The organism is Plantactinospora sp. CNZ320 (genome assembly GCF_002846275.1).
This window is the reverse complement of record NZ_PJMP01000001.1, coordinates 195776-222086: the sequence shown is the minus strand read 5'-3', so window position 1 is coordinate 222086 and position 26311 is coordinate 195776. Positions and strand designations below refer to the sequence as shown.

The following is a 26311-nucleotide window of genomic DNA, read 5'->3' as shown; positions in this document are numbered from 1 at the left end:
CCCGGTCACCCCCGCCCGACCGGCACCGGCTGCGCGGCCCGGCCGGCCCGGTAGCGCTCCCGGACCTCCGGATCGAGATCCTCGTACGTCGCGTCCAGCACACCCGAGACGAAGAGTTCCCGCATCATGGTGCGCTGGATCTTTCCGCTGGTGGTACGCCGGACCTGGCCGACCCGGACGAAGACGACGTTCGCCACCCGGAGCCCGAGGATCCGGCTCAGCGTCGATCTGACCGCACCGGCCAGCCCGGCGATCTCGGCGGCGTCCCGGGCCCGGGTGCGCAGCTCCTGGACCACCACGATCTCCTCCCGGGGCGCCGGCACCGAGAAGACCGCGCAGGGCAGCCCGGCGAACGCCTCGGCGACCTCCCGGACCTCCCGCTCCACGTCGTGCGGGTAGAGGTTGCGGCCGTGCACGATCATCATTTCCTTGATCCGGCCGGTGACGTACAGCTCGCCGTCGTCGAGGGTGCCCAGGTCACCGGTACGCAGGAAGCCGCCGTCGCCGTCCGCGGTTACCGCGCCGAAGACCCGTCGGGTCGCCTCCGGGTCCCCCCAGTAGCCCCGGGTCACGCTGCCGCCCCGGATCCACACCTCGCCGACCCGGCCGTCCGGCAGCACCGTGGAGGTCGCCGGGTCGATGATCCGTACGTCCAGCGCGTTGACCCGGCCGCTGCCGACCAGGGCCAGCCCGTCCGGCGTACCGGCGGGCAGCGGGGCGAAGACGTCCCTGGCCAGCTCGGCAGGGTCGACGTACGCCGTCACCGGTGCTCCGGACGGGCGGGCGCCGGTGACACAGAGCGTCGCCTCGGCCAGCCCGTACGTCGGCAGGAACGACTCGTAACGGAAACCGGCCGGGGCGAACCGGGCGGCGAACCGTTCCAGGGTCGCCGGGTCGATCGGCTCGGCACCGTTGCAGGCGTACCGCCAGCGGGACAGGTCCAGCGCGGCGACCTGCTCGTCGGTGAGCACCCGGGCACAGAGGTCGTACGCGAAGTTCGGCGCGCAGGCCACCTCGGCGCCGTACCTGTCGATCGCCTCCAGCCAGAGCTGCGGGCGCTTGAGGAAGTCGTTGGGCCGGATCAGCACGGCGGTGCTGCCGAGATAGAGCGGCGCGATCAGCATCGCGATCAGGCCCATGTCGTGATAGAGCGGCAGCCAGCTGCAGAACCGGGTCTGGTCGGTCCAGCCGAGGGTGCGGTGCACCGTGCCGATGTTGTGCAGCACGTTGCCGTGGGTGACCATCACGCCCTTCGGGTCGCTCGTCGAGCCCGAGGTGTACTGGAGGAACGCGATGTCGTCGGGACGGGCCGGATAGGGCAGCCAGCTGTCGTCCGCCACCGGCGCGGCAACGTCGGTCGGCGCGGCAACGTCGGTCGGCCCTGTGACGTCGGTCGGCCCTGTGACGTCGGTCGGGTCGGCCGCGCCGGTGACGCCGGCCGGGGCGTCCAGGTCGGTCGCCGCGAAGGCGAGGTGGTCCAGTCCCTCCTGGAGCATCCAGTCGTCGACCGCCCGCAGGTTCGCCGGATCGGTGAGCACCACCGCCACGTCCGCGTTCCGGGCGATCGCGCTGGTCCGGTCGGCGTGGTGCCGGTAGTTCGCCGGCAGCGGCACCGGCACCGGGATCACCCCCGCGTAGAGGCAGCCGAGGAAGCCGGCCACGAACTCCAACCCGGTCGGATACAGCAGCAGCGCCCGGTCACCCGGTCGGCAGTGCCGGCCCAGCCAGGTCGCCGTCGACCGGGCCGCCCGGTCGAGTTCGGCGTACGTCAGGGAGGTCTCGACGTTCCGCTCCCCCGCACCACGGCAGAACACCACCGCCTGCCGCTGCGGCGACCCGGCCACGTGGTGCCGGACCGCCTCGACGATGCTTCCCTTGGACACGTTTGCTTCCCCGGCTTCTCCGGTACGGCACCACCACCGCACCATCGGCGTTTTCCGTGGCAGACCGTACGATCGACGCCCATATTCGGGCTATATCAATGCCATTCGGTTCAGCCGCAGCCGCCGGCATGCCCCTCGTCGGTCCGGCCCGGCGCACCCACCAGCACCGGCTCCGGCGCCGACCCGTCGCCGTTCCCCGGCACCCGCGTCGGCTCGCCGGCACCCCGCTCGCCGGCACGGCGCTCGGCGGCGCCGCGCTTGGCAGCCACCGAGGCGGCGAACGCGGCCAGCCGGTCCACCCCCCAGAAGCGGTCGAGGCCGTGCACGAAGAACGGCACCCCGAACACACCGTCGCGGTAGATGTCGAGCAGTGCGTCGACGCCCTGGCGGCGTACCCCGGGATCGTCCGCCGCCCCGGAGAGTTCGGCCGGGTCGAGCCCCAGCTCGGCGGCGATCTCGGCGATCGTGCCGCGGTCGCAGATGTCGCGCCCCTGCTCCCACCTGGCCCGGTAGGCCAGCTTGAGATAGGCGGGCCCGGCGCCGTGCCGCGCCGCCACCAGGTAGCCGAGGTGCGGGATCTCCCAGACCGGTTCCCGGTCGATCGGCCAGCGCAACGTCAGCCCCCGCTCGGCGGTGAGCCGCCGGACGTCGGCGAGCACGTAGAGGTGCTTGGCCCGGGACATCGCGGTGTAGACGAACTCCCCGCCGGCCTCGGCGAGCAGCCGCGAACTGCGCTCGTCCGGCTCCCAGAACGGCACCCAGGCCAGTTCGGACACCAGATCCGGATGCCGCTGGTGCAGATCCAGGTAGGCGAGCCAGGAGTACGGGCTGCGCAGGCTGAAGTAGAACCGTGGGGTGCGGCGCACCGCCATGGGAAACTCCTCGGGTGCTTCGGGGCGGTAGCCGCTACAGCGCGATCCCGCCGTCGACTTGGAAGACCTGGCCGGTGACGTAGGAGGCCCGGTCCGAGACGAGGAAGCCGACCAGGTCGGCGGTCTCCTCGGCCCGGCCGAACCGGCCCAGCGGGATCCGGCCCAGCATCTCCTTGGTGACCGCCGGCGGCAGTCCCGCGGTCATGTCGGTCTCGATGAAGCCGGGGGCAACGACGTTGGCCCGGATGCCGTACCGGCCCATCTCCTTGGCCAGTGCCTTGGTGAAGCCGATGATCCCGGCCTTGGACGCCGAGTAGTTGGTCTGTCCGGCGTTACCGGCCACCCCGGCGACCGAGGAGAGCGTCACCACACAGCCGCGCCGCCGCTTCATCATGGCGAAGACAGCGGACCGGCACACCGTGTAGGTGCCGTCCAGGTTGGTGCGCAGAACGCCGTGCCACTCGTCCTCGCCCATCAGCACCAACGGCCGGTCCCGGGTCACCCCGGCGACGGTCACCACCGCGTCGATCGGGCCCAGCTCGTCCTCGGTCGCGGAGACGAAGTCGCGTACCTGGGCCAGGTCCACCACGTCGACCTGCCGGGTCAGTACCCGGGCGCCGGCCTCGCGGGCCGCCTTGGCGGTCAGTTCCGCCGCCTCAGCGTTGGCCTGGTAGCAGAAGGCCACGTCGAAGCCGTCGGCGGCGAGTCGGTGCACCACAGCCCGGCCGATGCCCCTGGATCCGCCGCTGACCAGCGCGACCCGTCGCTCCTTGTCGGTCATCACTCCGCCTTTCACACCGAGACCGGGGTCGGGTCCGCCGGGCGCAACGCGTCGAGCGGGCGCAGGGTCTGCACGAACTGTCCGAGCCGCATCACCGTCTCGCCGCCGACCACGGTCTCGCCCTCGAGAATCACCGTCTCGCCGATGACCTTGACCAGCCGGACCCGATGTTCGAGGACGTCCCCGGGGTACACCGGGTTGCCGAAGGTGACGTTGCTGATCGAGCCGGCCAGCACCACCTTTCCGGCCAGCACGTCCGGGTTGGGGGTCTGCCAGCTCGCCAGCAGCACCGCCGCCTGCGCCCAGGACTCGACGATCAACGTCCCCGGGTACGCGTAGTCGCGGTCCACGGACGTCTCGTCGAGCAGTTCGTAGCAGGCCTCGCTACAGGTGACCGCCTTGAGCGCGGCCAGCCGCTCGCCCGGTACCAGCTCGACCACCCGGTCGAGCAGCAGGATCGGATACCGCTGGGGTATCACCTTCCTGATCCCGGCAACGCCGATCATCGGTTCTCCTCGAATCGGTAGCGCAGGCGCAGTTCGGCGGCCGGGCCGCGACCCGTGTTGATCTTTGCTGTGCAGCGCAGTTCCGGCCCGGACCGGTGCAGCGTCGCCTCGATCCGCAGCTCGTCGCCGGGGGCGACCGGGCTGAGGAAACGGCACCGGTCCATCGCGGCCAGCTCGGGGCGGTGGCCCTGGCCCAGCGCCGCCCGTACGGTCTGGCCCACCAGTTCGACCAGGTAGACCCCGGGCAGCACCGGAAAGCCCGGGAAGTGCCCGGTGAAGACCGGGTCGCCGGGATCCACCTTCGCGGTCGAGACCGCCGAGGTGTCGCCGGCCTCGACCAGCTCCACCAGGTCGGCCAGGGGTGCGCAGCGCGGCGTCACGAGCCGCCCCGCAGCTTGCCGTCGAGGAGCTGGTAGGTGCTGTCCAGCGTGCTGACCGCGATCAGCTCGCTCTCCTCCATCTTCACGCCGTACCGCTTCTCCAGCCGGACGGTGATCTCCAGGGCCATCAGGGAGTCCACCTCCAGGTCGTTGACGAAGTGCGCGTCGTCGGTGACGTCGGCCAGGTCGACGTCGATGGTGTCGGCGATGAGCTGCCGGAGGTCTTCCTTGTCGAGCCTCGTGGTGAGCTGGTCAGACATGACTTTCCGTCCTTTCGGTAGGTATCTCGTGGTCCTCCCCGTGGGCGTCCTCGCCCGGGGATGCCTCGGCGAGCACGGACTCGACGATGCCGAGTTGGTAGTCGCCGGAGCGGAAGCCGGGATGGCGGAGCAGCCGGCGGTGGAAGTCGACGTTGGTGGTCACCCCCGCCGACCGGTACTCGGCCAGCGCCCGGTCCAGCCGGCGCAGCGCTTCCTCCCGGGTGGCGCCGTACGTGACGACCTTGGCCAGCAGCGAGTCGTAGAACGGCGGTACGACGTAGCCGTCGTAGAGATGGCTGTCCACCCGTACGCCGGGGCCGGCCGGCATCCGCAGCCCGTGCAGCCGGCCCGTCGAACCGGCCCAGTCCCGGTCCACGTCCTCGGCGTTGATCCGCGCCTCGATCGAGTGCCCCTCGAAGCGGACGTCGGACTGGGCCAGGTCCAGCCGTTCCCCGGCGGCGATCCGGAGCATCCAGCCGACGATGTCGATCCCGGTGCGTACCTCGGTGATCGGGTGCTCCACCTGGAGCCGGGTGTTCATCTCCATGAAGTACGCCGCACCGTCCGGGGCGACCAGGAACTCGAAGGTGCCGGCGCTGACGTACCCGATGTCCCGGGCTCCGGCCACCGCCGCCGCGCAGAGCCGCTCCCGCAGTCGCGGGTCCAGCGCCGGGGACGGGGACTCCTCGACCAGCTTCTGGTGCCGGCGCTGGACCGAGCAGTCCCGCTCCCCCAGGTGCAGCACGGTGCCATACCCGTCGGCGAGCACCTGCACCTCGATGTGCCGGGCGGCCGGCAGGTAGCGCTCCAGGTAGACCCGGTCGTCGCCGAAGAGGGTACGGGCGGTGGACCGGGTCGTCTCGTACGCCAGCGGCAGGTCCTCGGCCTGGTGCACCACCGCGATGCCCCGGCCACCACCGCCGGCGACAGCCTTGACGATCAGCGGGAAGCCGATCTCGGCACCGACCGTCACCGCGTCGCCGAGCGAGTCGACGGTGCCGTCCGAGCCGGGCAGCACCGGTACTCCGGCGGCCCGCATCGCCGCCCGGGCCGCCACCTTGTCCCCCATCAGCGCGATGTGCTCGGCTGCCGGGCCGACGAAGGTGAGCCCCACGCTGCGGCAGGAGGCGGCGAAGACCGGGTCCTCGGAGACGAAGCCACAACCCGGGTGCACCGCGTCGGCGCCGGACTTGGCTGCGGCGTAGAGGATCGCCGGGATGTTGGTGTAGCTGCGGGCGACCGGACCGGGTCCGATGTGTACGGCGTGGTCGGCGAGTTGCACCGCCAGGCTGTCCCGGTCGGCCGTGGAGTAGACCTGCACGCTCTCCAGGCCCAGGTCGCGGCAGGCGCGGATGATCCGGACGGCGATCTCGCCCCGGTTGCAGATGAGTACCCGGTTGACCATGTCGCCCGCCTCAGCCCGGCTCGACGCTGAGCAGCGGCTGCTCGTACTCGACGACCTCGCCGTCGGTGACGTGCACGGCCCGGACGATTCCGCCCCGGTCGGTGACGACCGGGTTCATCATCTTCATCGCCTCCACGATCGCGACCTGGTCGCCGGCCTCGACCCGCTGACCGATCTCGACGAAGGGCGGCTGGTCCGGGCCGGGAGACCGGTAGAAGACCCCCATCAGCGGTGCCGTCACCGCCACGGTGCCGGCCGGCGGGCCGACCGCCGGGGCGACGGCGGCAACCGCCGCACCCGGTACCGCCGCCACGACCGCGCCGGCCCCGGCGGAGACCGCCGCGCCGGTCGCCGCCGGGTCGCCGGTGACGCCGACCACCGCATCCCGGCCCGGCTCGGCGCCCTCGACCTCGATCTGGACGTCGGCCACCCGCACCCGTACCCGCCGGATCGCCGGGTCGCGGACCAGCTCCGCCACCTCGGCGGCGGCCCGTACCGCCCCGCGCAGCGCGGCATCGGTCGGCCCGGCAGCGGGCTGCGTGGCGTCGGCCTGCGTGGCATCGGTCGGCCCGGCAGCGGGTGGCGTGGCGTCGGTCGGTCCGGCAGCGGGCTGCGGGACCGGTTTGGTGGCGGACGCTCCGGTGCCGTTCGCTGTCACCGCGGCGGTGCCGTTGGCCGACCCGAGGCCGGCCGCTTCGCGGAGCTGCTCAGACATGCGCGCCTTCCTTCCAGGGTTCCGCCACCGGGCTGCCGGTGGCGGTGCCGTCCGTGGCCAGCACGCCGTAGCCGCGCAGCCGGCGGTAGCGGGCGGCAAGCAGTTCCTCGACCGGGATCCCGGCGAGCTGGCGCAGCAGCCGGCCCACCGCCTCGGCGACGAGTCCGGCGGCCCGCTCCGGGTCACCGGGCGGCTCCGGCAGGATCTCGTCGACCACACCGAGCCGGCCGAGATCCTCGGCACGCAGCCGCAGCGCGCGGGCGGCCACCGGGGCCTGCCCGGCGTCGCCGAAGAGGATCGCGGCGCAGCCCTCGGGACTGATCACCGAGAAGACGCCGTTCTCCTGGATCAGCAACCGGTCCGCCACCGCGAGCGCCAGGGCCCCGCCGCTGCCGCCCTCCCCGGTGATGACGGCGACCACCGGGGTACGCAGCCCTGCGGCCAGGGCGAGTGTCTCGGCGATCGCGGCGCTCTGGTTGCCCTCCTCGGCCGCCAGTCCCGGGTACGCCCCCGGGGTGTCCACAAGGGTCACCACAGGTACGCCCCAGCGCTGCGCCAACTCGAAGAGCCGCATCACCTTGCGGTAGCCCGCCGGGTGCGGCATGCCGAAGTTGTTCGCCACGTTCTCTCTGGTGTCCCGCCCCTTGGCGTGCCCGACCACCACCACCGGGCTGCCGTCCAGCCGGGCCAGCCCGCCGACGATCGCTGAGTCGTCCCGCTCCCAACGGTCGCCGTGCAGCTCGACGAAGTCACCGAAGATCCGCTCGATGTGCTGGCGCACCGTCGGCCGGTCGGCGGCCCGGGCCCGGCTCACCGCCGTCCAGGCGTCCACCGAGCGCTCGGGCCGGTCGTCGTGGCCGGGAGTACGCGACGGCCGGTGGGCGGCGACCGGCACCGGGCTGCCGACCGGGGTACCGGCCGCCGCGCAGAAGCCGATCAGCCGGGCCAGTACGCCGCGCAGCTCCTGACGGCGTACCACCAGGTCGACGTGACCGTGCTCGTGCAGGAAGCGCGCGGTCTGGAAGCCCGCCGGCAGCGGCTGCCGGATCGTCTGCTCGATCACCCGGGGTCCGGCGAAACCGGCCCGGGTCCCCTCCTCGGCGACGATCACGTCACCGAGGCTGGCGAAGGAGGCGGCCACCCCGCCGTACACCGGGTCGGTCAGCACGCTGACGTAGGGCACCCCGGCGTCCCGGAGCAGCCGGATCGCGGCGGCGGTCTTGGCCATCTGCAGCAGGGAGAGCACACCCTCCTGCATCCGCGCCCCGCCGGAGGCGCTCACCGCGACCAGCGGTGCCCCGTGGTCCAGCGCGGTCTCGGCGGCCCGGGCCACCTTCTCGCCGACGACCGAACCCATGCTGCCGCCGAGGAAGGCGAAGTCGAGCACCACGAGTGCGACCCGGTGGCCGCCGATGGTCGCCATCCCGAGTACCGCGCCGTCGGCCCGGCCGGTCCTGGTCCGCGCCCGGGCCAGCCGCTGCGGGTACGGGATCCGGTCGGTGAACTCCAGCGGGTCGGCGCCGGCGAGGTCGGCGTCGTGCTCGACGAAGCTGTCCGGGTCGACGAGCAGCGCGATCCGGTCGTCGGCGCCCAACGGCAGGTGGTGGCCGCACTCCGGGCAGGTGTGCAGGGCCCGGGCGAGCCGGTCCCGGTGCAGCAGCGCCGCGCAGCGCGGGCACGGTCGCCACACGCCGTCCGGCAGCCCGTTTATCAGCTCCAGTGTGGAGGCGCCCACGACTCAGCCCACCGCGCCGAGCAGGGTGGCACCGACCTGGCCGTCCCGGTCCACCCCGGTCACCAGGGCGATCCCGTCGGGACGGTCGGTCAGCTCGGCGAGCGCACCGGCGAGCTGGAACGCCGACGAGGCTGCCGAGGTGTCGCCGAGCAGCGCCCGGCAGTGCACCCGGGTCGGCCGGACCGCACCGAGCACGTCCGCCAGCGCGGCCTCCTCCTGCGCGCCGAACTCGTCGCCGCTGTCCGAGGCGGCCAGCACCGTCACGTCCGCCGGGCTCAGGCCGGCTCCGGCCAGCGCCTCCGCGACGGCCCGGGCCAGCACGGTACGCACCGCCGACGGGTCGGCGAAGGCGAGGAACCGGGAGCCCCGGACCGCCGCCAGCGGCCGGCGCTGCTGCCGGACCGCACTGGAGTACGACTCCAGCAGGAAGATCGCGCAGCCCTCGCCGAGCGGCGTACCGTCGGCCGGGGCGGAGCCGTTGCGGGACCGGGCGTGCCACTCCAGCCAGCCACGCGACACCGAGTACTCCTCGACCGCGCCGCAGAGCACCGGCTCGGAGTGCCCGCACCGGTGCAGCCGTACGGCGTAGTTCAGCGCCAGCAGGCCGGTCAGCGAGCCGCCCGCGATCGTGGTGTTCGGACCCTTCAGCCCGTACCAGATCGCGCTCTGCCCGGCGGCGCGGTTCATCACCGTGTTCGGGAAGCGCGCCGGGTCGACATGGAACGGCTTCGCCCCGGTCAGCGACTCCCGGGTGAAGTCCATGATGCTCTGCACACTGCCGGAGTTGGTACCCAGCACCAGCCCGAGCCGCTCGGGCTCGCCGAGCCGCTCCCGGCCGTACCTGTCGAGCAGCATCCCGACGGTGGCCACGGCGATCCCGGTGGCCCGGTCCATCGACCGGGTGCCCTTCTTGCCGAGCACCTCGGCGACGTCGAAGCCGGGGATCAACCCGGCCCGGTCGTACGGTCCGGGCCAGACCTCGCGGTCCAGCGCGGTCACCGCGGCGGTCCCGGCCCGCAGCCCGGTGGTGAACCGCTCGGCGCCGAGCCCGAACGCCGACGCGGCCGACCAGCCGGAGAGGACCAGTTCGTCCGAGGCGATTGTGGTGACGGTCATCTCTCTCCCTCTCAGACCGCGACCGGCGTCGCCACCGGCGCCCCGCTCGGCTCGGGCGTGACGTCCGGCTCGACCGCCTCGGCGTGCCGGGGGTTCCAGGCCGGGATTCCGGCGATGCTCTCGGCCCCGTCGACCCCGATCGTGTTGCCGGTGATCCAGGACGAGTCGGTACGGGACAGCAGCAGGATCGCCTCGGCCACGTCCTCCGGCCGGGTCAGCCGGCCGTGCGGGTTGGTGGCGCCGGCCTGGGCGACGAACTGGGTGTGCTCCGGGATCCGTTCCAGGGCCGGGGTGACGGTGACCCCGGCGCAGAGCGCGTTCACCGCGACGCCGTACCGGGCGAGTTCGCAGGCGAGCTGCCGGACGTGCGACTCCAGCGCGCACTTGGCGGCCGACACCGCGCCGTAGCTCGGCATCACCGAGGTGGCGCCGGAGCTGGTCATCGCGTAGACCTTGGCGCCCCGGTGCAGCAGTTTCGCCGCCATCAGGTCCTGCACCCAGTAGACGAGGCTGTGCGCCATCACGTCGACGGTCATCTCCAGCTGCCGCTGGCCCAGCGTCCGGTCCCAGCCGGCCCGCGGCAGGTACGGCAGCAGCGAGCCGAACGCCAGCGAGTGCAGTACGACGTGCAGCCCGCGTTCCCCGGTCAACTCGGTGATGGTGGGCAGCAGTTGCTCCCGGGCCGAGCGGCTGGACGCGTTGACGTTGAACAGGTGCGCCTGCACCCCGTACCCGCGCAGTTCCGCCTCGAGGTCCCTGGCCGCCTGGGCCCGCTCCCCCATGTCCAGGTGCACCCCGATGACGTTGCCGCCCTCCCGGGCCAGCGCCAGCGCGGTCGCCCGCCCCATGCCGCTGGACGCGCCCAGCAGCAGACTCCACGTGCCTTCCAGGGGAATCAGCATCCCGCGCTCCTTTGTGTCGATCCGGCCGTACGCCAGATCCGGACCATCGCCACGTTTCCGGTGCCGGCCGCGGTGACCAGCAGGCTGTCCCCGTCGGCGGCCCGCAGCCGGTCGGCCAGCCGGAGCATCGGGGTGAGGCTGCCGGCGGCGGGCGGGCCGGCGTCGCGCACCGGGCCGACGGCGGCCGGCACCGCCCCGGCCACCAGCTCGCTCACCGGCGAGTCGTCCAGCAGCGCGTACACCGGGACCTGGTCGGCGCCGAGGTCGAGGGCCGCCTGCCGGAGCACGGCCACGGCCCGCTCCCGGGCCGCCCCGGCGCCGAGCCGGTGCGGCGGCAGCAGCAGGGTCCGGACCGCGCACCTGCCGTAGCCGGTGACGCCGCGCGCCGCCGCCCGCTCCGGCGGCTCCAGCACCAGCACCACCGCGCCCTCCTCCGGTGCCGCCGCCTCGGGCGCCGGCACCGCCTGCTCCATCGCCCCGGCGAGCAGCAGGTCGGCGCGACCGGCGGCGAAGGCCCGCGCCCCGACCTGCACCGACTCCAGGCCGGCGACGAGCGGCGAGATCAGGGTCAGGCTGATCCCGGTGAACCCGTGCTCCATCGACAGCCGGCTGGTCAGCACGTTTACCGCGCCGTACGGTGCGGTGACCGGGCTCAGCTCGCTGGCGTGCTCGGCGATCACGGTGCGGTCCTGCTCGTCGTGCAGCGCAGCCGCGCCGTTGTTGGTGCCGACCACCACGCCCCGGTCCTGCTCGGCGGCGCCGACCAGGCAGTCACCGGCGTCGGCGAGGGCCTGCCGCCCGGCGACCAGCAGGTACTGGCAGGCGGCCGGCAGGTACTTGTAGCCGCGCCGCCCGAGCTGGGTGCGTACGTCGAACCAGGCCCCGTCGGCCGCCGGCCGCTGCACCGGTGGCGCGCAGACGCCGATCCCGGTCACCACGACCTGCCCGGCGACCGGAGGTGGCCCAGCGGCAGGAAGGTCCCGTGCGACCGGGGAATCCCCAGCGGCCGGAAGAGGTCCGGCGGAGAGGCTGTCGAGCTGCCCCGCCGGTGCGTCCAGCCCTGGCGGCCGGCCGACGACCCCGATCAGGTCCCGGCTCATCCGCCGGCCCCCGCGAGCACCAGCGACACGTTGTTGCCGCCGAAGGCGTACCCGTTGACCATGACCCGGTCGGACCCGAGCGGGGTGACCTCGCCCTGCGGCAGCCAGACCTGGCACTGCGGGTCCTGCTCGGCGATCGGCACGTTCGGCGGCACGGTCCGGTGCCGCAGGATCAGCGCCGCCGCCACCGCCGCGACCGCGGCCGCCGCGCCGCCGGTGTGCCCGATCAGCGCCTTGAGGCTGTAGAGCGGCACGTCGGCACCGAGCACCTCGTTCAGGGCCCGGCTCTCCACCACGTCGTTGAGCTGGGTACCGGTGCCGTGCGGCAGGACGCAACCGATCCGGTCCCGGTCGGCACCGGTGGAGTCCAGCGCCGCCCGCATCGCCCGGACGATCTGGGTACCCTCCGGCTCCGGCGCGGTCAGGTGGTAGGCGTCGCAGGTCCAGCCGGAGCCCTCCACCACGGCCCGCACGGCGGCGCCCCGGGCCCGGGCGTGCTCGACCGACTCGACCACCAGTGCGCCGGCGGCCTCGCCGAACGAGGTACCCCGGCGGTGCCTGTCGAACGGGCGGCACCGGACCGGGTCCACCGCGCCCATCCGGTTGAAGCAGGCCAGCATCACCCGGCTGTACGCGTCCGCGCCGACCGCCAGCACCACGTCCGCCTCGCCGGAGCGGACCAGGTCGGCGGCGGCACCGAGGGCGAACCCGCCGGCCGCGCAGGCGTTGCTGATCGTGGTCACGACACTCAGCGGCCCGAGCCGGTCGGCGACCGCCGAGGCGACACCGACCTCGGTGGTGAACCGGGCGGCCGGCTTGCCGCCGTCGGCCCGCCACTGCTCGTGCAGGCTCGCGTCACCCATGCAGGTGCCCAGGGCCAGCCCGATCCGGGAACCGGCCGTCGCCGGCCCGCCCAGCGGCAGGCCGGCGTCGGCGACGGCCTCATCGATCGCGGTCAGCGCCAGCCGGGACGTCCGGGCGAGCGCCTGCGACTGCGCCGGCAGGTCGGCGTCGGGTACGCCCTGCACCGCCGGCACGTCCATGTTCGCGTACGGGTCCGGCACGGGACCCGGGTCGGTAACCAGTGCCGCCATCATCGCGTCCCAGAGGGCGCGCGTACCACTGCCGTGGCACGTGACGACACCGAGGCCGGTGATGGCGACGCCGGTCATCGACGCGTACTCGGAGCAGCCGGCGTGCCTTCCAGCGCGCTGGCGAGACGGTCGTCGAAGTCCACCAGGCTCCAGTCGCGGCGATTCTCGATCACCGCGTACCCGTGGGTGATCTTCCCCGTCGCGGTCGGCACCAGGATGCCGTCCCGGAGCACGTAGCAGTCCATCCGGGAGGTGTAGGTGAGCCGCTTGAAGACGTTCTCGACGGTGAAGACCGTGTAGAGGTCCTCCTCCATCCGCGCCTCGTCCAGGATGGTGATCCGGGAGTGCGGCACCACCGGAATCCAGTCCTGCTCGTCGAGCAGCCGCTTGATCGAGACGTTCCGGTCGGCCAGGAAGAGGTCGACGACCTCCTCCATCTGCCGCAGGTAGCCGGACATCTGCATCCGCTCGGTGAAGTGGCAGTAGAAGTACGGGATCCGCCACTTCCAGGCGTACGCGTTGCGCCCGGCGGTCAGCCCGGCCAGCAGGTCGCCCTCGGGCGCCGGGCCGGCGGCGGCCGGCCGGGTCACCTTGACCGGCGACTGCCCCAGCCGCGACACCGTGTACGGGGCCAGCTCGGCCGGGACCGGCTGGGCCGGGTGCCCGTGCGGGTCGAGGCGCAGCTCCACCCGGACCTTGGCGCTGACCGCCTTGATCGGCGGTGCGCCGTTTACCGAGATCTCCACCGCGAAGGCGAGCGCGTCGCCGGGCAGCGGCCGGACCTCGGCCGTGGCCACGTCGTCGATGTGGAAGGCGTGGGTGATCCGGCTGTCGATGTCGACGACGTCGACGCAGAGGCCGTGCCGCTCGTAGAGCCCGCCGGGCGCGAAGCCGCGCTGCCGCAGGTGGTCGAGGACGGCCTCCTCGACCAGGTAGTTGACGTGCTTGAAGCCGATCCAGGTGCAGATGTTGGACCCCTCGTACCGGGGCCGCAGCTCCACACGGGTCACGCCGTCCGCGGCTGGTTCGGAGACGGGACGGGGTGCCAGGGTCGTCGAGTTCACGTGCGCTCCAGATGTGTGTCGAGGATCGGGTCCGGGCTTGTGTCGGCGGGCGACAGCGGGTGGGCGAAGTCCGCCACCAGGGCGGCGAACCGGTCGGGGTGTTCGGCCATCGCGAAGTGGCCGCAGTCGGCGAGCAGGGCGTACCGGCCGTCGGGTGCGGCGTCGGCCAGCGCCCGCCCGTCACCGGGCCGGGCGGCGAAGTCGCCGTCGCCGGAGACCACCAGCAGCGGCAGCGCCAGCTCGGCGACGGGCAGGAACGGGGTACGCAGGTAGGCGTCGAAGAAGCGCATCCAGCCGTACGGGCCGATCCGTTCCCGGACCCGCTCGCCCATCGCGGCACGTACCTCGGCGGGCAGCCCGGCCGGGGCACTGACCCGGATCCCCTCTTCGAGGATCCGGTGGAACTGGTTGAGATAGAAGTCGATGGCCGCCCAGTCGAAGTCGTCGGCGGCCGGCCGGTAGAAGGGCGAGACCAGCACCACCGCCCGGGGCAGCGGCACCCCGGCCAGGGCCGGCGGCACGGTCACCGGCGGCGCCATCGCCGGCCGGATGGGCTCCGGCGCCGCGTCGACCACGCCGACCCGGCCGAGCAGTTCCAGCAGGGTGTTCGCGGCGAACGAGTGCGCGACCACCAGGTCGGCGCCGCCGGGTACCCCGGCCAGGGCCTGTGCCGCCGAGCCGGTGGCGTCGGGCCGGTGGCTCCAGCCGGTGTCACCGGCGCTCGCCCAGGGCAGCTCGGCGTCCCACAGTTCCAGCCACCGCGGTGCCCGCGACTCGAACGGGTCCCAGATGGCCCTGCTGCTGCCCAGGCCGTGCAGCAGCAGGGTGCGCACCGGCCGTGCCCCGGCACCGGGCCGCCGGCACCGGACCGGCACTCCGGTCGACGCCAGCCGGTCCGCCCTCGGCGGCGCGACGGTGCTCATCGCCGGTCTCCGGCGGCGGTGAGCAGCAGCGCCGCCGCCACGTCCGAGCCGTCGCCGTCGGTGCTGGCGAGTACAGCACCCCGGTCGTGCCCGTTCAACCAGGCGGTACCGGCGACGCACTGGAGCACACCGAGCGCCCCGGAGCAGTGCCCGTGGTACGCGGTCAGGTCGTGGCTGGTCTGCTCGGTAATCCCGGCCGGTCCACCCGCCCCGGCACCGAACCACATGTCCACCGGACGCGGGTCGGTACGCCGGATCGCGGCCACCGCCGCCGGCTGGTCCGCCTTGCGGGCGTACGGGCCGAGGTCGGCGAGCGCCTCGACGCCGCGGTCCCGTACCGCCGTCGCCGACTCCAGGACCAGCGCCGCGGCACCGTCGAAGAGCCGCAGATCGTCATCGTCCTTGCTCCGACCGCCGCTTACCAGGTGCCGGACCGGCGCGTTCGCCGGCTCGACCCCGACCACCAGCACCCGGTCGACCCGGCCGGCCAGCACCAGCAGCCGGCCCCAGTTGACCGCGTCGAGCCCGGAGGTCGCCCCGTTGCACACCGTCAGGTTGGCGCCGCGCAGCCGGAACCAGATCGCCAGCCAGGACGCGATCACGTTGCTCGCGGTGGCCGGCAGGTTCATCGGGCTCAGCCCGACGTAGGTCTCCTCGGCGATCGTCGAAACCGTGTCGCAGACCGTGTCGACGTTGCCGTAGTTGGAGCTGACCACCACGCCGACGCTCTCGCCGGGGACGGTCAGGCCCGGGTCGCCGAGCAGTCCGGCGTCGGCCAGCGCGTCCCGGCCGGCGCAGAGTGCGAGCCGGGTGGCCCGGTCCTTGTAGCGCAGTCCCTTGCGGTCCAGGCGCCGGGTCGGATCGTCGGAGTCGGTGCCGGCCGGGGTACGCCGGAGCAGGTCGTCGGGGCCGGCGATCCCGGAGACCGCCACCCCCACCCCGCTGACCACCACGTCCGCCGCAGCGACCTCCGCCGCAGCCGTCTGCACCGGAGCCATGTCCACGGGAGCCATCAGGACACCTTCTCCACGACCGCGACGGCGTTCAGCCCGCCGAAGCCGAACGAGTCCACCTGGGCGACCCGCAGGGTGGTCAGCTCGGCGTGCTCGCGTACCAGTCGGAAGCCGTCGACCTCGTCGATCGGGTTGTCCAGACCGAGGATCGGCGGTACCACCCCGGAGCGCAGCGCCTCGACCGCCACCACCAGGCTGTGCAGCCCGGAGGCGCCGGCGGTGTGCCCGGTCATCGACTTGATCGCGGTCATCCACGGCGAGGGCGCCACCCCGGAGAAGACCTCCCGGACGGCCTGCGCCTCGGCCTCGTCGTTGAGCGCCGTCCCGGTGCCGTGCAACATCAGCAGGTCGATGTCGGCCGGCTCCACCCCGGCCCGCCGGTGCGCCTCCCGGGTGACCAGCGCGATGCTCTTGGCGTCCGGTGCGGACGGGTGGTAGGCGTCGCAGTTCACCGCCACGCCCCGGACCCGGGCGTGCCGGTGTCCGGGGCCGGGGCCGTCCGTCTCCCGGCGCAGCACCACGGCCACCGCGCCCTCGCCCTGGAGCATGCCCCGGCGGTCCCGGTCGAACGGCCGCACCTGCTCGGGCGCCTCCGGATAGCAGCGGTCCAGCAGCCCGTAGGTGCTCTCGGTGATGGTGTCGACCCCGGCCACCACGACGGTGTCGGCGACTCCGAGGTCGAGCAGGTCCATGCCGAGCCCGAGGGTGTAGATCGAGGCCGAGCAGGCGTTCGCCACGGTGTGCGTGTCGGTGGCGCCGAACCGCTTGCGCAGCGCGGCACCGAAGTGCAGGTCGCGGGCGTCGAACGGCACGCCGTCGCGCCAACTCAGCTCGACCGAGCGCAGTTCGCGCAGTGTGGTGCCGACCAGCACCGGAGTGTCGCCGAGGTCGTCGTCGAGGCCGGCGTCGGCCAGCGCGGCACCGACCGCCTGCTCCAGCCACCGGCTGGCCCGCAGGGTCTCGTCGCAGCCGGGTCCCGGCCGGTCGTCGATCTCGTACGCGTGCTGCGCCCGGTACCGGCTGCGGTCGAAGCCACGCAGTTCGGCGAGCCCGCTGTAGCCGGCACAGAGCGAGTCGAAAAACTCGACGGTACTGCCGCCGATGCTGGCCACCGCGCCCATCCCGACCACAAGCGCGGTCATGGCGACACCTCGTCGTACCTGCCGAGGATCAGCACCGCGTTGTTGCCGCCGAAGGCGAGGGCGTTGTTCTGCACCACCCGCAGCTCGGCCTCCCGGGCCACGTTCGGTACGCAGTCCAGCCCGCACTCGGGGTCGGTCTCGACGTGGTTGATGGTCGGCGGGATGAACCGGTGGGTGATGGCCAGGGCACAGGCGGCCGAGGCCAGCGCGCTCGCCGCCCCCATGGTGTGCCCGATCATCCCCTTGATCGAGACCGTGCGCGGAGCAGCCTGCCCGAAGACCTGCCGGATGGCGCCGGCCTCGGTGACGTCGTTCGCCTTGGTCCCGGTGCCGTGCGCGGAGATGAAGTCGATGTCCTCCGGCTTCACCCCGGCGTTGCGGTGGGCCAGCTCGATGCAGCGGGCGATGCTGTTCTGGTCCGGCGCGACCGGGTGGTACGCGTCGCAGTTGAGCCCGTAGCCGAGCACCTCGGCGTAGATCCGGGCACCCCGGGCCCGGGCCGAGTCGAGGCTCTCCATCAGCAGGATGCCGGCGCCCTCACCGGTGAGGATGCCCTTGCGGTTGCGGTCGAACGGCTGGCACGCCTCCGGGGCGATGGTGCCGAGCCGGTAGAAGCCGGTGAAGGTCTTCCGGCACAGCGCGTCGGCACCGCCGCAGAGGGCGACGTCCACGTCACCGCTGCGGATCGCGTCCAGGCCGTACCCGACCGCGTAGTTCCCGGCCGCGCAGGCGGTCGGGATCGTCACCGTCTCGACGTCGGTCAGCCCGAGTTCGGCGACGATGCTCGACGAGAGGCGGCCGGCGGGCACCCGACGCGCCACGACCGGGTCGAAGTGCTCCGCCCCCCGGTCGACCTGGACCCCGACCAGTTGGTCGAGGTCGTGCGATTCGCCGTCAGTGGTCCCCACCGAGACCAATGCACGGCGGGACCGCAGCTCACCGAGGGACATGCCCGCGTCCGAGACCGCCATGCCGGCGGCGGCGGCCGAGAGCTGGCTCGCCCGGCCGAGCTGTGCCGGGTCGACGTTGTGCAGCCAGCGGGCCGGGTCGAAGTCGGTGATCTCGCACCCGTTGGCGTACGCGAACCCGGTCGTGTCGAACGCGGTGATCGGCTTGACCCCGCTCCGACCGGCCCGCAGCCCGGCGAGAAACTCCTCGACCCCGATTCCGATGCTGGTCACCACGCCGAGCCCGGTGACGACCACCCGGCGGGGCGATCGAGCATCGCCTGGCAGAACGCTCATCATCGCGCCTCACTCACCTGTAGTCTCCGACCCGACTCCGCCGTCCACGCGACGCGTTCAGGCGTTCGACGCCTCGCCGACGACGGCGTAAACGCCCTGCAGATTCACCATTCGGCTCAGTTCCGCCTGGTCGATCGTCACGTGCAGATTCCGCTCCAGGGCGGCGAGAATTTCGATCGCGAGCAGCGAGTCCGCACCGTGGTCCTCTTTGAACAGACTGGTCTCGGTGACCTCGTCGGCGTCGATTTCCAGAATCTCGCAGACGATCTCCTTGACCTGCTCGCGGTCGATGTCGGTGCTGGTGGTCGGGGTCGTGCTGCTCATGTCGCCTCCAGAAACGGAACGGTAGAGTGAATATCTCGATGGCTGACCTCGGCTGGCGGCGCCGTGCGCCTCATTGCCCGATACCGTTTGCCGCTCGGCCGTCTGGCGGCACCATCGGATCGCGGTACTGTCCCGAGTCTGTGAGCGGCGACTATATTTCTCCTATATGGCGACGGGCGGTTCGCCATATCCCGCCGCCGGGCTCGGCGATCTCGTCGGATCACCGCACACGGCTCCGGTGACGAGGGAAGCGACCGCCGCTCGCGGATGGCAGGGTGGGAAGATGGCAGTCGACATCGTCTACGAGACGCACTCGATCACCATCGACAACGAGGCCGGGTTGGCCACCGGCTGGCAGCCCGGCGAGCTCTCCGAGGCCGGCCGGCAGGAGGCCCGGAAACTGGGTGCGCGGCGCCGCGACGACGGGCTGCACGTCGTCTTCTGCTCCGACCTGGCCCGGGCGGTGCAGACCGTCGAGATCGCGTTCCCGCGCCGGCAGCTGCCGGTGCACCGGGACAGCCGGTTGCGCGAGTGCGACTACGGCGAGCTGACCGGGCGGCCGGTGGCCGAGCTTGCGCCGTTGCGCGTCGGCTACCTGGAGGAACCCTTTCCGGGAGGGCAGAGCTACCAGCAGGTGGTGGAGCAGACCCGCGACTTCCTTCGGGACCTGGTCGCCGCCTGGGACGGATGCCGGGTGTTGGTCGTGGCGCACTCGGCGAACCGGTGGGCGCTGGACCACCTGCTGCACGGGGTACCGCTCGCCCATCTGGTGACCGCGCCGTTCGACTGGCGCCCGGGCTGGACGTACCGGCTGCCGTCGGGCTGGGGCACGGACTCGGGCCGGCGCACGGACGGTCCGGCGCCGGAAGGTCGGTAACTCGCGGGCGGTCACTGCCCGGGCCTGCCTATTCTTGGCGACGACATGCAGACGCCACCGCCCGCCCCTGCCGTACCCGCCGCCGACCTTCCCGCACTCCGTGCCCGGCTGCCGGAGTTGATGTTCCGTGACCAGCGCCGGATCCAGCGCCGGATGGACGGGCTCGCCAAGATCCGTGATCTCGGACGGCGGCAGGCGGCCACCGCCGAGATCGCCGCCGAGATCGGTACCGCGGAGGAGCGGCTCGCCCGCCGCCGGGCCGCCGTACCGGTGATCACCTATCCGGCCGGGTTGCCGGTCAGCGAGCGCAAGGACGACCTGCTCGCCGCGATCCGGGACCACCAGGTGGTGATCGTGGCCGGCGAGACCGGCTCCGGCAAGACGACCCAGTTGCCGAAGATCTGTCTGGAGCTGGGTCGGGGTGTCCGGGGGTTGATCGGGCACACCCAGCCGCGCCGGCTGGCCGCCCGTACCGTGGCGGACCGGATCGCCGACGAACTCGGCACCGAACTGGGTGGGGTGGTGGGCTACAAGGTCCGCTTCACCGACCAGGTCGGCGACGGCACCCTGGTCAAGCTGATGACCGACGGCATCCTGCTCGCCGAGCTGCAACAGGACCGGATGCTGCGGCAGTACGACACGTTGATCATCGACGAGGCGCACGAGCGCAGCCTCAACATCGACTTCATCCTCGGGTACCTGCGGCAGCTGCTGCCCCGCCGGCCCGACCTCAAGGTGATCATCACCTCGGCAACCATCGACCCGGAACGCTTCGCCCGGCACTTCGCGGCGGGCGACGAGCCGGCGCCGGTGCTGGAGGTCTCCGGCCGGACCTACCCGGTGGAAACCCGCTATCGGCCGCTGGTAGAGCTGGCCGACGGCGAGGATGACGACGACGGGGAGAACGTCCGCGACCAGATCCAGGCGATCGGCGACGCGGTGCTGGAGTTGGCCGCCGAGGGGCCGGGGGACGTCCTGGTCTTCCTCAGCGGAGAACGGGAGATCCGGGACACCGCCGACGCGCTGGGCAAACTCGTGCAGAATCGCCCGGCGCTGCGGGACACCGAGATCCTGCCGCTGTACGCCCGGCTCTCCACCGCCGAGCAGCACCGGGTCTTCCAACCGCACCGGGGCCGCCGGGTCGTACTCGCCACGAACGTCGCCGAGACCTCGCTCACGGTGCCCGGCATCAAGTACGTGGTGGATCCCGGTACGGCCAGGATCTCCCGCTACAGCCATCGGCTCAAGGTGCAGCGGCTGCCGATCGAGCCGGTCTCGCAGGCGTCGGCGAACCAGCGCAAGGGGCGCTGCGGGCGTACCTCGGACGGGATCTGCATCCGGCTCTACGACGAGTCGGACTTCCTGTCCCGGCCCGAGTTCACCGACCCGGAGATCCTGCGTACCAACCTCGCCTCGGTCATCCTCCAGATGACCGCGATCGGGCTGGGCGACATCGCCGCGTTCCCGTTCATCGACCCGCCGGACAAGCGGAACATCGCCGACGGGGTCAACCTGCTGCGCGAGCTGGGCGCGCTGGAGGAGACCGGCGAGGGGGCCGGGCACCGGCTGACCCCGCTGGGCCGCCGGCTGGCACAGCTCCCGGTCGACCCCCGGCTGGCCCGGATGGTGCTGGAGGGCGAACGCAACGGCTGCGCCGCCGAGGTGTCGGTGATCGCCGCCGCCCTCTCGATCCAGGATCCCCGGGAGCGGCCCGCCGACCGGCAGGCCCAGGCCGACCAGGCGCACGCCCGGTTCACCGACAAGGAGTCGGACTTCTCCGCCCTGCTCAACCTCTGGCGTTACCTGCGCGAGCAGCAGCGGGCACTCTCGTCCAGCGGGTTCCGCCGGATGTGCAAGGCCGAATACCTGAATTACCTGCGGGTCCGGGAGTGGCAGGACATCCACTCCCAGCTCCGCCAGGTGCTGCGGGCCAGCGCCGGCGCGGCACCCGGCGAACGGCCGGGCCGGGGTCGGCGCGGCGGCGACTCCGCGCCCGACGGTGTCACGGGTACGACGACACCGGCCGGCGACGCAACACCGGAGAACGGCGCAACACCGGGGAACGGCGCGACACCGGAGAACGGCGCGACAGCGGAGAACATCGACACCGACCGGATCCACCAGTCGCTGCTCGCCGGGCTGCTCTCACACGTGGGGCTGAAGGAGACGCAGAAGAACGAGTACCTGGGCGCCCGGGGTGCCAGGTTCGCCCTCTTCCCCGGCTCGGCGCTGTTCCGCAAGCCACCGCGCTGGGTGATGGCCGCCGAGCTGGTCGAGACGTCCCGGCTCTGGGGCCGGGTCGCTGCCAGGATCGAGCCGGAGTGGGTCGAGGCGCTCGCCCAGCACCTGGTGAAACGCAGCTACAGCGAGCCGCACTGGGAGAAGAAGCAGGCCGCGGTGATGGCCTTCGAGAAGGTCACCCTCTACGGCATCCCGCTGGTCACCGGCCGGAAGGTCAACTTCGGCCGGATCGACCCGGTGCTGAGCCGGGAGCTGTTCATCAGGCACGCCCTGGTGGAGGGCGACTGGCAGACCCACCACAGGTTCTTCCACGACAACCGGGCCCTGCTCGACGAGGTCGAGGAGTTGGAGCACCGGGCCCGGCGCCGGGACATCCTGGTCGACGACGAGACGCTGTACGCCTTCTACGACCAGCGGATCCCCGCCGAGGTGGTCTCCGGCCGGCACTTCGACGCCTGGTGGAAGAAGACCCGCCGGGACCGGCCGGACCTGCTCGCCTTCGACCGGCAGATGCTGGTCAACCAGGGCAGGGGCGGGGTCGACGCGGCCGACTACCCCGACGAGTGGCACTCCGAGGGGGTGGCGCTGCCGCTGACGTACCGGTTCGAGCCGGGGACGGAGACCGACGGGGTGACGGTGGACATCCCGCTGCCGATGCTCAACCAGGTCGACGCGGAGAGCTTCGACTGGCAGGTACCGGGGCTGCGCGAGGAACTGGTGGTGGCGCTGATCCGGTCGCTGCCGAAGGCCGTACGCCGGAATTTCGTCCCGGTGCCCGACTTCGCCCGCGCGGCGCTGGCCTCGATCACACCCGGCCGGGAGCCGCTGCTCGACGCGCTGACCAGGGAACTGCGCCGGATGACCGGGGTGACAGTGCCCCGGGACGCCTGGGACCTGGCGAAGCTGCCGGCACACCTGCGCCCCACCTTCCGGGTGGTCGGCGAGGATCGGCAGACCGTCGCGGAGGGCAAGGACCTGCCGGCACTGCAACGGCAGCTCACCACCCAGGTACGCCGGATGGTGGCCGCCGCCGCCCCGGACGTCGAACGCTCCGGGCTGCGGGAGTGGAGCATCGGCACCCTGCCGCGCTCGATCGAGCAGGATCGGGCCGGCTACCTGGTGACCGCCTATCCGGCTCTGGTCGACGAGGGTGACAGTGTCGGGGTACGGGTCTTCGAGACCGAGGCCGAGCAGGGGCGACAGATGTGGGCCGGCACCCGGCGACTGCTCCGGCTGACCCTCGGCTCGCCGCAGAAGTTCGTCTCCGGTCGGCTCCCCAACGAGGCGAAGCTGGCGCTGAGCCGCAACCCGCACCGCAACGTGCAGGACCTGCTCGACGACGCCGCCGACGCGGCGGTGGACAAGCTGATGGCCGATGCCGGCGGGCCGGCCTGGGACGCCGAGGGCTTCGCCGCGCTGCGCGACCGGGTCCGGGCGGATCTGGTGGACACGACGTTCGAGGTCGTCGACCGGGTGCGCCGGGTGCTCGCCACCGCCTACGCGGTCGAGCAGCGGCTGGCCCGGACCAACAACCTGACCATGGTGGCGGCGCTGGCCGACATCCGCACCCAACTCTCCGGGCTGGTGCACCGGGGCTTCGTCACCGAGACCGGTTACGCCCGCCTCGCCGACCTGCCGCGCTATCTGACCGCGATCGAGCGCCGCCTCGACCGGCTGCCGCAGAACCCGCAGCGGGACCGCGACCAGCAGGCCCGGATCGCCCAGGTGCAGCAGGAGTACCGGGAGATGGTCGACGCGCTGCCGCCCGCGCGCCGGGACGCCGACGCGGTACGGCAGATCCGCTGGATGATCGAGGAACTCCGGGTGAACGTCTTCGCCCAGGCACTCGGTACGCCGTACCCGATCTCGGAACAGCGGATCTACCGGGCGATGGACCTCGCCGAGGCGGGCTGATCCGCCGTACGGGATCCGGGCGGATTCCGGCCGGTACCCGGTGCCGGGCCGGCTGTCCTATGATCCCCGGCGTTCGGTCCAACAACACGGGGATGGATCGCCATGACGCCGATTCGGTCGAGGCCGCACGCGCACGTCCGTCCGAAAGGCGCGCTGGCGCTGCTGCTCGTTGCCGTACTCGCAGCCACCGCCGCCGAACCTCGGGTCACCGAGGTGGTGCAGCCCAGATCGAGTGAGAGCGTCTCGTTCAGCGACGACTTCACCCGGGCGAACGGAGCGGTCGGCAACGGCTGGGCGGCGCTGCGCGGCGCCTGGTCCATCGTGGATGGTGCTGCGGTGGCCAGCGGCAGCAGCGAGCAGGTGTTGGCCCGCCCCGCGCTCTTCCTCGCCGACAGTTTCGACGTGACGACGTCGCTCGCCCTGCCGTCTCCGGCGCCGACCGCCCGGCGCTGGGCCGGGATCGCCGCGCAGGTGAAAGACCACGGCGACGGTACGCAGTCGTTCTACGCGCTGCGGATCGGGCAGAGCGGCACCGACGGCAGCCGGGCCCGCTGGCAACTGGTCCGGATCGGCCGCTCCGCCCCGGCGACGGAACCGTCGCTGCTCGCCGAGGGCGACCTGGCCGCCCTGCCGGGAACGGTGCTCGACCTGCGACTGACGGCGGTGTCCGGCGGGTCGGCCGTGCGGGTCCGGGTGGCCGGCGCCGCCGAGGTGGAGCGGATTGTCCGGCTGCGCGTGGCGGACCGGCTCTCCGGCGGCAACGTGGGGCTCTACTCGCAGAGCGGCGGCATCGGCCTGCGGCACTTCACGGTGACGGCGACGACCGGCCCCGGCTACCGCGCGTTCCACGACGGCTTCGAGCGGGCCGACGGTTCGGTCGGCAACGGCTGGCACGGCGCCCGGGGCGCCTGGAACCTCCGGGGCGGCGTCGCCGTACCGTCGGGCACCGAGGAACGCCTGATCTACCACCCCGGGACCACCCTGGGCGCCGGCTTCGTCCTCCGGGGCTCGCTCACCCTTCCGAAGCCCGCCCTCGGCTACCGGTCCTGGACCGGCCTCGCGTTCAACGTAACCGACCACGGCGACGGCACCCAGACCTACTACGTGCTGCGGATCGGCCAGTCGCTCGGCGACGGGAGCCAGGCGCTCTGGCAGGTGGTCCGGATGACCAGGTCGTCGTCGGCGGCCTCCGACGCGCTGCTGGCCGCCGAGCCGATACCAGCGGCACCGGGAACCGCCCTCGCCGTCGAGGTGGAGTCCAGGAATCGGGGTACCGGCGTGCACGTCACCGTGCATGTCGAGGGCGCGCCGAGCGGCCGGGCCGCCGTCGAGCGGTACGTCGGACTGCGGTTCCGGGACCTGCTCTCGGGCGGCCGGGCGGGACTGTACTCGCAGGCGGGTGCGGTCGGACTCCGGAGCTTCGGGGTGGAGACCAGCCTGCTGCCGGCCAGCCCGCCAGCCGATCCGGGCCCGTTGAACTGCGCGCCGACCACGCCCGGCGACTACGTGCTGCCCGGCGGGAACCGGACCGTGGCCCAGGTGGTCGACGTCGGGCAGACCTGGGGCGGGCACCCGGTGGAGCAGTCGACGCTGACCACGGGCAGCCACCAGTACGTGGCCTACTACGACGGTGACCGCCGGATGACGGTCGCCCGCCGGGCGTTGGATTCCACCACCTGGACCTACCGGCGGCTGGACTCGGTCCTCGGCTGGGACAGCCACAACTCGGTGACGATGGCGCTGGACAGCACCGGGCACCTGCATGTGTCCGGCAACATGCACGACGTTCCGCTGGTGTATTTCCGGACCACCGTCGCCGGGGATGTCTCGACCCTGGTCCGGGTGCCGACCATGGTGTCCGCCGAGCGCGAGAACTCGGTCACCTATCCCCGATTCCTCCAGAACACCAACGGAGACCTGCTCTTCAGCTACCGCAACGGCGGCAGCGGCGCCGGCGTCAACTACTACAACAGGTACGACCCGGCCACTCGGAGTTGGTCGAGCCTGCTGTCGACCCCGTTCATCGACGGGGAGGAGCGCAACGCGTACCCCGAGGGGCCGGTCCGGGGCGGGGACGGCTTCTGGCACATGGCCGTCATGTGGCGTGACACGCCGGACGCGGGTAGTTCGAGCATGCCTTCGTACCTGCGCAGTCGTGACCTGGTGCGCTGGGAGGACAGCACCGGCCGGCCGATTCCGCTGCCGGCGACGTACCACAGCGTCGAGGGGGTCGACGCGGTGCCGACGTACAGCGGTGCGGTCAACGGCAACCTGAAGCTGGGACTGGACCGCGACAACCGGATCGTGCTGACCTACCTGAAGTACGACTCCGCGCTCGGGCACCAACTCTTCGCGGCCCGCCCGAACGGCCCCGGCGACTGGCAGGTCACCCAACTGACCAACTGGACCGGTCGGTGGGAGATCGGCGGCGGCGGTTCGCTGCCACAGTTCACCGCCCAGTTGCACGGCAACCCGACAACCCTGCCGGACGGGAAGCTCCGGATTCCCTACTCCTGCCACGGCGCCCGGCGGTCACTGGTCGTCGAGCCGAGTTCGATGGCGGTGGTCGCCGACGTACCGGAACCCCCGCTGCCGGCGGAGGTGACCCGGGTGCGTTCGCCGTTCCCGGGCATGCAGGTTCGCCTGGCGGCCTCCCAGTCCGGCGACCGGACGTACGCGCTGCGCTGGGAGAGCCTGCCGGCCAATCAGGATCAGCCCCGCCCGCCGGAGCAGACCCCACCGCCCCAGCCCTTGCGGGTGTACGTGCTGACGGCCACCCCGTAACCGCTGACGGGTGGCGAGCGCCACAGCGATCGAGGC

At 72.6% G+C, this 26311-nt stretch carries 22 protein-coding genes; 3 read left to right on the top strand and 19 right to left on the bottom strand.

Annotated elements, in window-relative coordinates; all coding sequences use genetic code 11:
• Window positions 1-5: 5 nt before the first annotated feature.
• From CLT71_RS00925 to CLT71_RS00835, 19 genes are all read right to left on the bottom strand, one after another.
• Complete coding sequence (locus tag CLT71_RS00925) at window positions 6-1883, bottom strand: fatty acyl-AMP ligase (RefSeq protein ID WP_158242139.1); 1878 nt, start codon at window positions 1881-1883, stop codon at window positions 6-8.
• A 110-nt stretch (window positions 1884-1993) separates the two neighbouring features.
• A complete protein-coding gene (locus CLT71_RS00920; RefSeq protein ID WP_101365407.1) occupies window positions 1994-2755 on the bottom strand; it encodes a DsbA family protein in 762 nt (253 codons plus the stop codon).
• Between the two features lie 34 nt (window positions 2756-2789).
• Window positions 2790-3536: a 3-oxoacyl-[acyl-carrier-protein] reductase gene (gene fabG / locus CLT71_RS00915; protein ID WP_101365406.1), complete on the bottom strand. Its 747-nt coding sequence runs from the start codon at window positions 3534-3536 to the stop codon at window positions 2790-2792.
• A gap of 11 nt (window positions 3537-3547) precedes the next feature.
• Window positions 3548-4042, bottom strand: coding sequence for a hotdog family protein (locus tag CLT71_RS00910; RefSeq protein WP_101365405.1), 495 nt, complete (start codon window positions 4040-4042; stop codon window positions 3548-3550).
• Entirely contained in the window at window positions 4039-4422 is a 384-nt protein-coding gene (locus tag CLT71_RS00905; protein ID WP_101365404.1) for a 3-hydroxyacyl-ACP dehydratase FabZ family protein, read from the bottom strand. Before CLT71_RS00905 ends, CLT71_RS00910 begins: the two co-directional genes overlap by 4 nt.
• Complete coding sequence (locus tag CLT71_RS00900) at window positions 4419-4682, bottom strand: acyl carrier protein (RefSeq protein ID WP_101365403.1); 264 nt, start codon at window positions 4680-4682, stop codon at window positions 4419-4421. Before CLT71_RS00900 ends, CLT71_RS00905 begins: the two co-directional genes overlap by 4 nt.
• Window positions 4675-6087: an acetyl-CoA carboxylase biotin carboxylase subunit gene (locus tag CLT71_RS00895; protein WP_101365402.1), complete on the bottom strand. Its 1413-nt coding sequence runs from the start codon at window positions 6085-6087 to the stop codon at window positions 4675-4677. Before CLT71_RS00895 ends, CLT71_RS00900 begins: the two co-directional genes overlap by 8 nt.
• Before the next feature lie 10 nt (window positions 6088-6097).
• On the bottom strand, window positions 6098-6802 hold the full coding sequence (locus CLT71_RS00890; protein ID WP_101365401.1) for a biotin/lipoyl-containing protein: 705 nt from the start codon (window positions 6800-6802) through the stop codon (window positions 6098-6100).
• On the bottom strand, window positions 6795-8537 hold the full coding sequence (gene accD / locus CLT71_RS00885; RefSeq protein WP_486482963.1) for a Clp protease/crotonase-like domain-containing protein: 1743 nt from the start codon (window positions 8535-8537) through the stop codon (window positions 6795-6797). The genes CLT71_RS00890 and accD overlap by 8 nt, the downstream gene beginning before the upstream one ends.
• A gap of 3 nt (window positions 8538-8540) precedes the next feature.
• Entirely contained in the window at window positions 8541-9653 is a 1113-nt protein-coding gene (locus CLT71_RS00880; RefSeq protein ID WP_101365400.1) for a beta-ketoacyl synthase N-terminal-like domain-containing protein, read from the bottom strand.
• A gap of 11 nt (window positions 9654-9664) precedes the next feature.
• A complete protein-coding gene (locus CLT71_RS00875) occupies window positions 9665-10555 on the bottom strand; it encodes an SDR family oxidoreductase (protein ID WP_101365399.1) in 891 nt (296 codons plus the stop codon).
• Window positions 10549-11655, bottom strand: a complete 1107-nt coding sequence (locus CLT71_RS00870) for a beta-ketoacyl synthase N-terminal-like domain-containing protein (protein ID WP_101365398.1) — start codon at window positions 11653-11655, stop codon at window positions 10549-10551. Before CLT71_RS00870 ends, CLT71_RS00875 begins: the two co-directional genes overlap by 7 nt.
• Window positions 11652-12827, bottom strand: coding sequence for a beta-ketoacyl synthase N-terminal-like domain-containing protein (locus CLT71_RS00865; RefSeq protein ID WP_101365397.1), 1176 nt, complete (start codon window positions 12825-12827; stop codon window positions 11652-11654). Before CLT71_RS00865 ends, CLT71_RS00870 begins: the two co-directional genes overlap by 4 nt.
• Window positions 12824-13813 (bottom strand): thioesterase, encoded by a 990-nt coding sequence (locus CLT71_RS00860; protein ID WP_199187460.1) that lies wholly within the window; start codon window positions 13811-13813, stop codon window positions 12824-12826. Before CLT71_RS00860 ends, CLT71_RS00865 begins: the two co-directional genes overlap by 4 nt.
• Entirely contained in the window at window positions 13810-14736 is a 927-nt protein-coding gene (locus CLT71_RS00855) for an alpha/beta fold hydrolase (protein WP_101365396.1), read from the bottom strand. The genes CLT71_RS00860 and CLT71_RS00855 overlap by 4 nt, the downstream gene beginning before the upstream one ends.
• On the bottom strand, window positions 14733-15749 hold the full coding sequence (locus CLT71_RS00850) for a beta-ketoacyl synthase N-terminal-like domain-containing protein (RefSeq protein WP_199187459.1): 1017 nt from the start codon (window positions 15747-15749) through the stop codon (window positions 14733-14735). Before CLT71_RS00850 ends, CLT71_RS00855 begins: the two co-directional genes overlap by 4 nt.
• Entirely contained in the window at window positions 15749-16891 is a 1143-nt protein-coding gene (locus CLT71_RS00845) for a beta-ketoacyl synthase N-terminal-like domain-containing protein (protein WP_199187458.1), read from the bottom strand. Before CLT71_RS00845 ends, CLT71_RS00850 begins: the two co-directional genes overlap by 1 nt.
• Window positions 16888-18135 carry a beta-ketoacyl-[acyl-carrier-protein] synthase family protein gene (locus CLT71_RS00840; protein ID WP_101371019.1) on the bottom strand — a complete coding sequence of 416 codons (1248 nt, stop codon included), beginning with the start codon at window positions 18133-18135 and terminating at the stop codon, window positions 16888-16890. The genes CLT71_RS00845 and CLT71_RS00840 overlap by 4 nt, the downstream gene beginning before the upstream one ends.
• A gap of 57 nt (window positions 18136-18192) precedes the next feature.
• Window positions 18193-18459, bottom strand: coding sequence for an acyl carrier protein (locus CLT71_RS00835; protein ID WP_101365395.1), 267 nt, complete (start codon window positions 18457-18459; stop codon window positions 18193-18195).
• A 283-nt stretch (window positions 18460-18742) separates the two neighbouring features.
• Here CLT71_RS00835 and CLT71_RS00830 point away from each other — a divergent pair, with 283 nt between their 5' ends.
• The 3 genes from CLT71_RS00830 to CLT71_RS00820 all read left to right on the top strand — a co-directional run bounded on the left by CLT71_RS00830 (window position 18743) and on the right by CLT71_RS00820 (window position 26275).
• The gene (locus CLT71_RS00830) at window positions 18743-19336 is read left to right on the top strand and encodes a histidine phosphatase family protein (protein ID WP_101365394.1); all 594 of its coding nucleotides are present in this window, start codon (window positions 18743-18745) and stop codon (window positions 19334-19336) included.
• A 45-nt stretch (window positions 19337-19381) separates the two neighbouring features.
• Window positions 19382-23491: an ATP-dependent RNA helicase HrpA gene (gene hrpA, locus CLT71_RS00825; protein WP_101365393.1), complete on the top strand. Its 4110-nt coding sequence runs from the start codon at window positions 19382-19384 to the stop codon at window positions 23489-23491.
• A 102-nt stretch (window positions 23492-23593) separates the two neighbouring features.
• Window positions 23594-26275: a BNR repeat-containing protein gene (locus CLT71_RS00820; RefSeq protein WP_101365392.1), complete on the top strand. Its 2682-nt coding sequence runs from the start codon at window positions 23594-23596 to the stop codon at window positions 26273-26275.
• Window positions 26276-26311 lie beyond the last annotated feature (36 nt).

Bases quoted from the DNA above. Each gene is read 5' to 3' on its own strand.
- CLT71_RS00850 (WP_199187459.1), bottom strand. From the start codon at position 15,749: ATGGCTCCCGTGGACATGGCTCCGGTGCAGACGGCTGCGGCGGAGGTC.
- CLT71_RS00890 (WP_101365401.1), bottom strand. From the start codon at position 6,802: ATGTCTGAGCAGCTCCGCGAAGCGGCCGGCCTCGGGTCGGCCAACGGC.
- CLT71_RS00920 (WP_101365407.1), bottom strand. From the start codon at position 2,755: ATGGCGGTGCGCCGCACCCCACGGTTCTACTTCAGCCTGCGCAGCCCG.
- CLT71_RS00845 (WP_199187458.1), bottom strand. From the start codon at position 16,891: ATGACCGCGCTTGTGGTCGGGATGGGCGCGGTGGCCAGCATCGGCGGC.
- hrpA (WP_101365393.1), top strand. From the start codon at position 19,382: ATGCAGACGCCACCGCCCGCCCCTGCCGTACCCGCCGCCGACCTTCCC.
- CLT71_RS00865 (WP_101365397.1), bottom strand. From the start codon at position 12,827: ATGACCGGCGTCGCCATCACCGGCCTCGGTGTCGTCACGTGCCACGGC.
- CLT71_RS00855 (WP_101365396.1), bottom strand. From the start codon at position 14,736: ATGAGCACCGTCGCGCCGCCGAGGGCGGACCGGCTGGCGTCGACCGGA.
- CLT71_RS00875 (WP_101365399.1), bottom strand. From the start codon at position 10,555: ATGCTGATTCCCCTGGAAGGCACGTGGAGTCTGCTGCTGGGCGCGTCC.
- CLT71_RS00840 (WP_101371019.1), bottom strand. From the start codon at position 18,135: ATGAGCGTTCTGCCAGGCGATGCTCGATCGCCCCGCCGGGTGGTCGTC.
- CLT71_RS00820 (WP_101365392.1), top strand. From the start codon at position 23,594: ATGACGCCGATTCGGTCGAGGCCGCACGCGCACGTCCGTCCGAAAGGC.
- CLT71_RS00830 (WP_101365394.1), top strand. From the start codon at position 18,743: ATGGCAGTCGACATCGTCTACGAGACGCACTCGATCACCATCGACAAC.
- CLT71_RS00900 (WP_101365403.1), bottom strand. From the start codon at position 4,682: ATGTCTGACCAGCTCACCACGAGGCTCGACAAGGAAGACCTCCGGCAG.
- CLT71_RS00870 (WP_101365398.1), bottom strand. From the start codon at position 11,655: ATGAGCCGGGACCTGATCGGGGTCGTCGGCCGGCCGCCAGGGCTGGAC.
- CLT71_RS00910 (WP_101365405.1), bottom strand. From the start codon at position 4,042: ATGATCGGCGTTGCCGGGATCAGGAAGGTGATACCCCAGCGGTATCCG.
- CLT71_RS00880 (WP_101365400.1), bottom strand. From the start codon at position 9,653: ATGACCGTCACCACAATCGCCTCGGACGAACTGGTCCTCTCCGGCTGG.
- fabG (WP_101365406.1), bottom strand. From the start codon at position 3,536: ATGACCGACAAGGAGCGACGGGTCGCGCTGGTCAGCGGCGGATCCAGG.
- CLT71_RS00835 (WP_101365395.1), bottom strand. From the start codon at position 18,459: ATGAGCAGCACGACCCCGACCACCAGCACCGACATCGACCGCGAGCAG.
- CLT71_RS00895 (WP_101365402.1), bottom strand. From the start codon at position 6,087: ATGGTCAACCGGGTACTCATCTGCAACCGGGGCGAGATCGCCGTCCGG.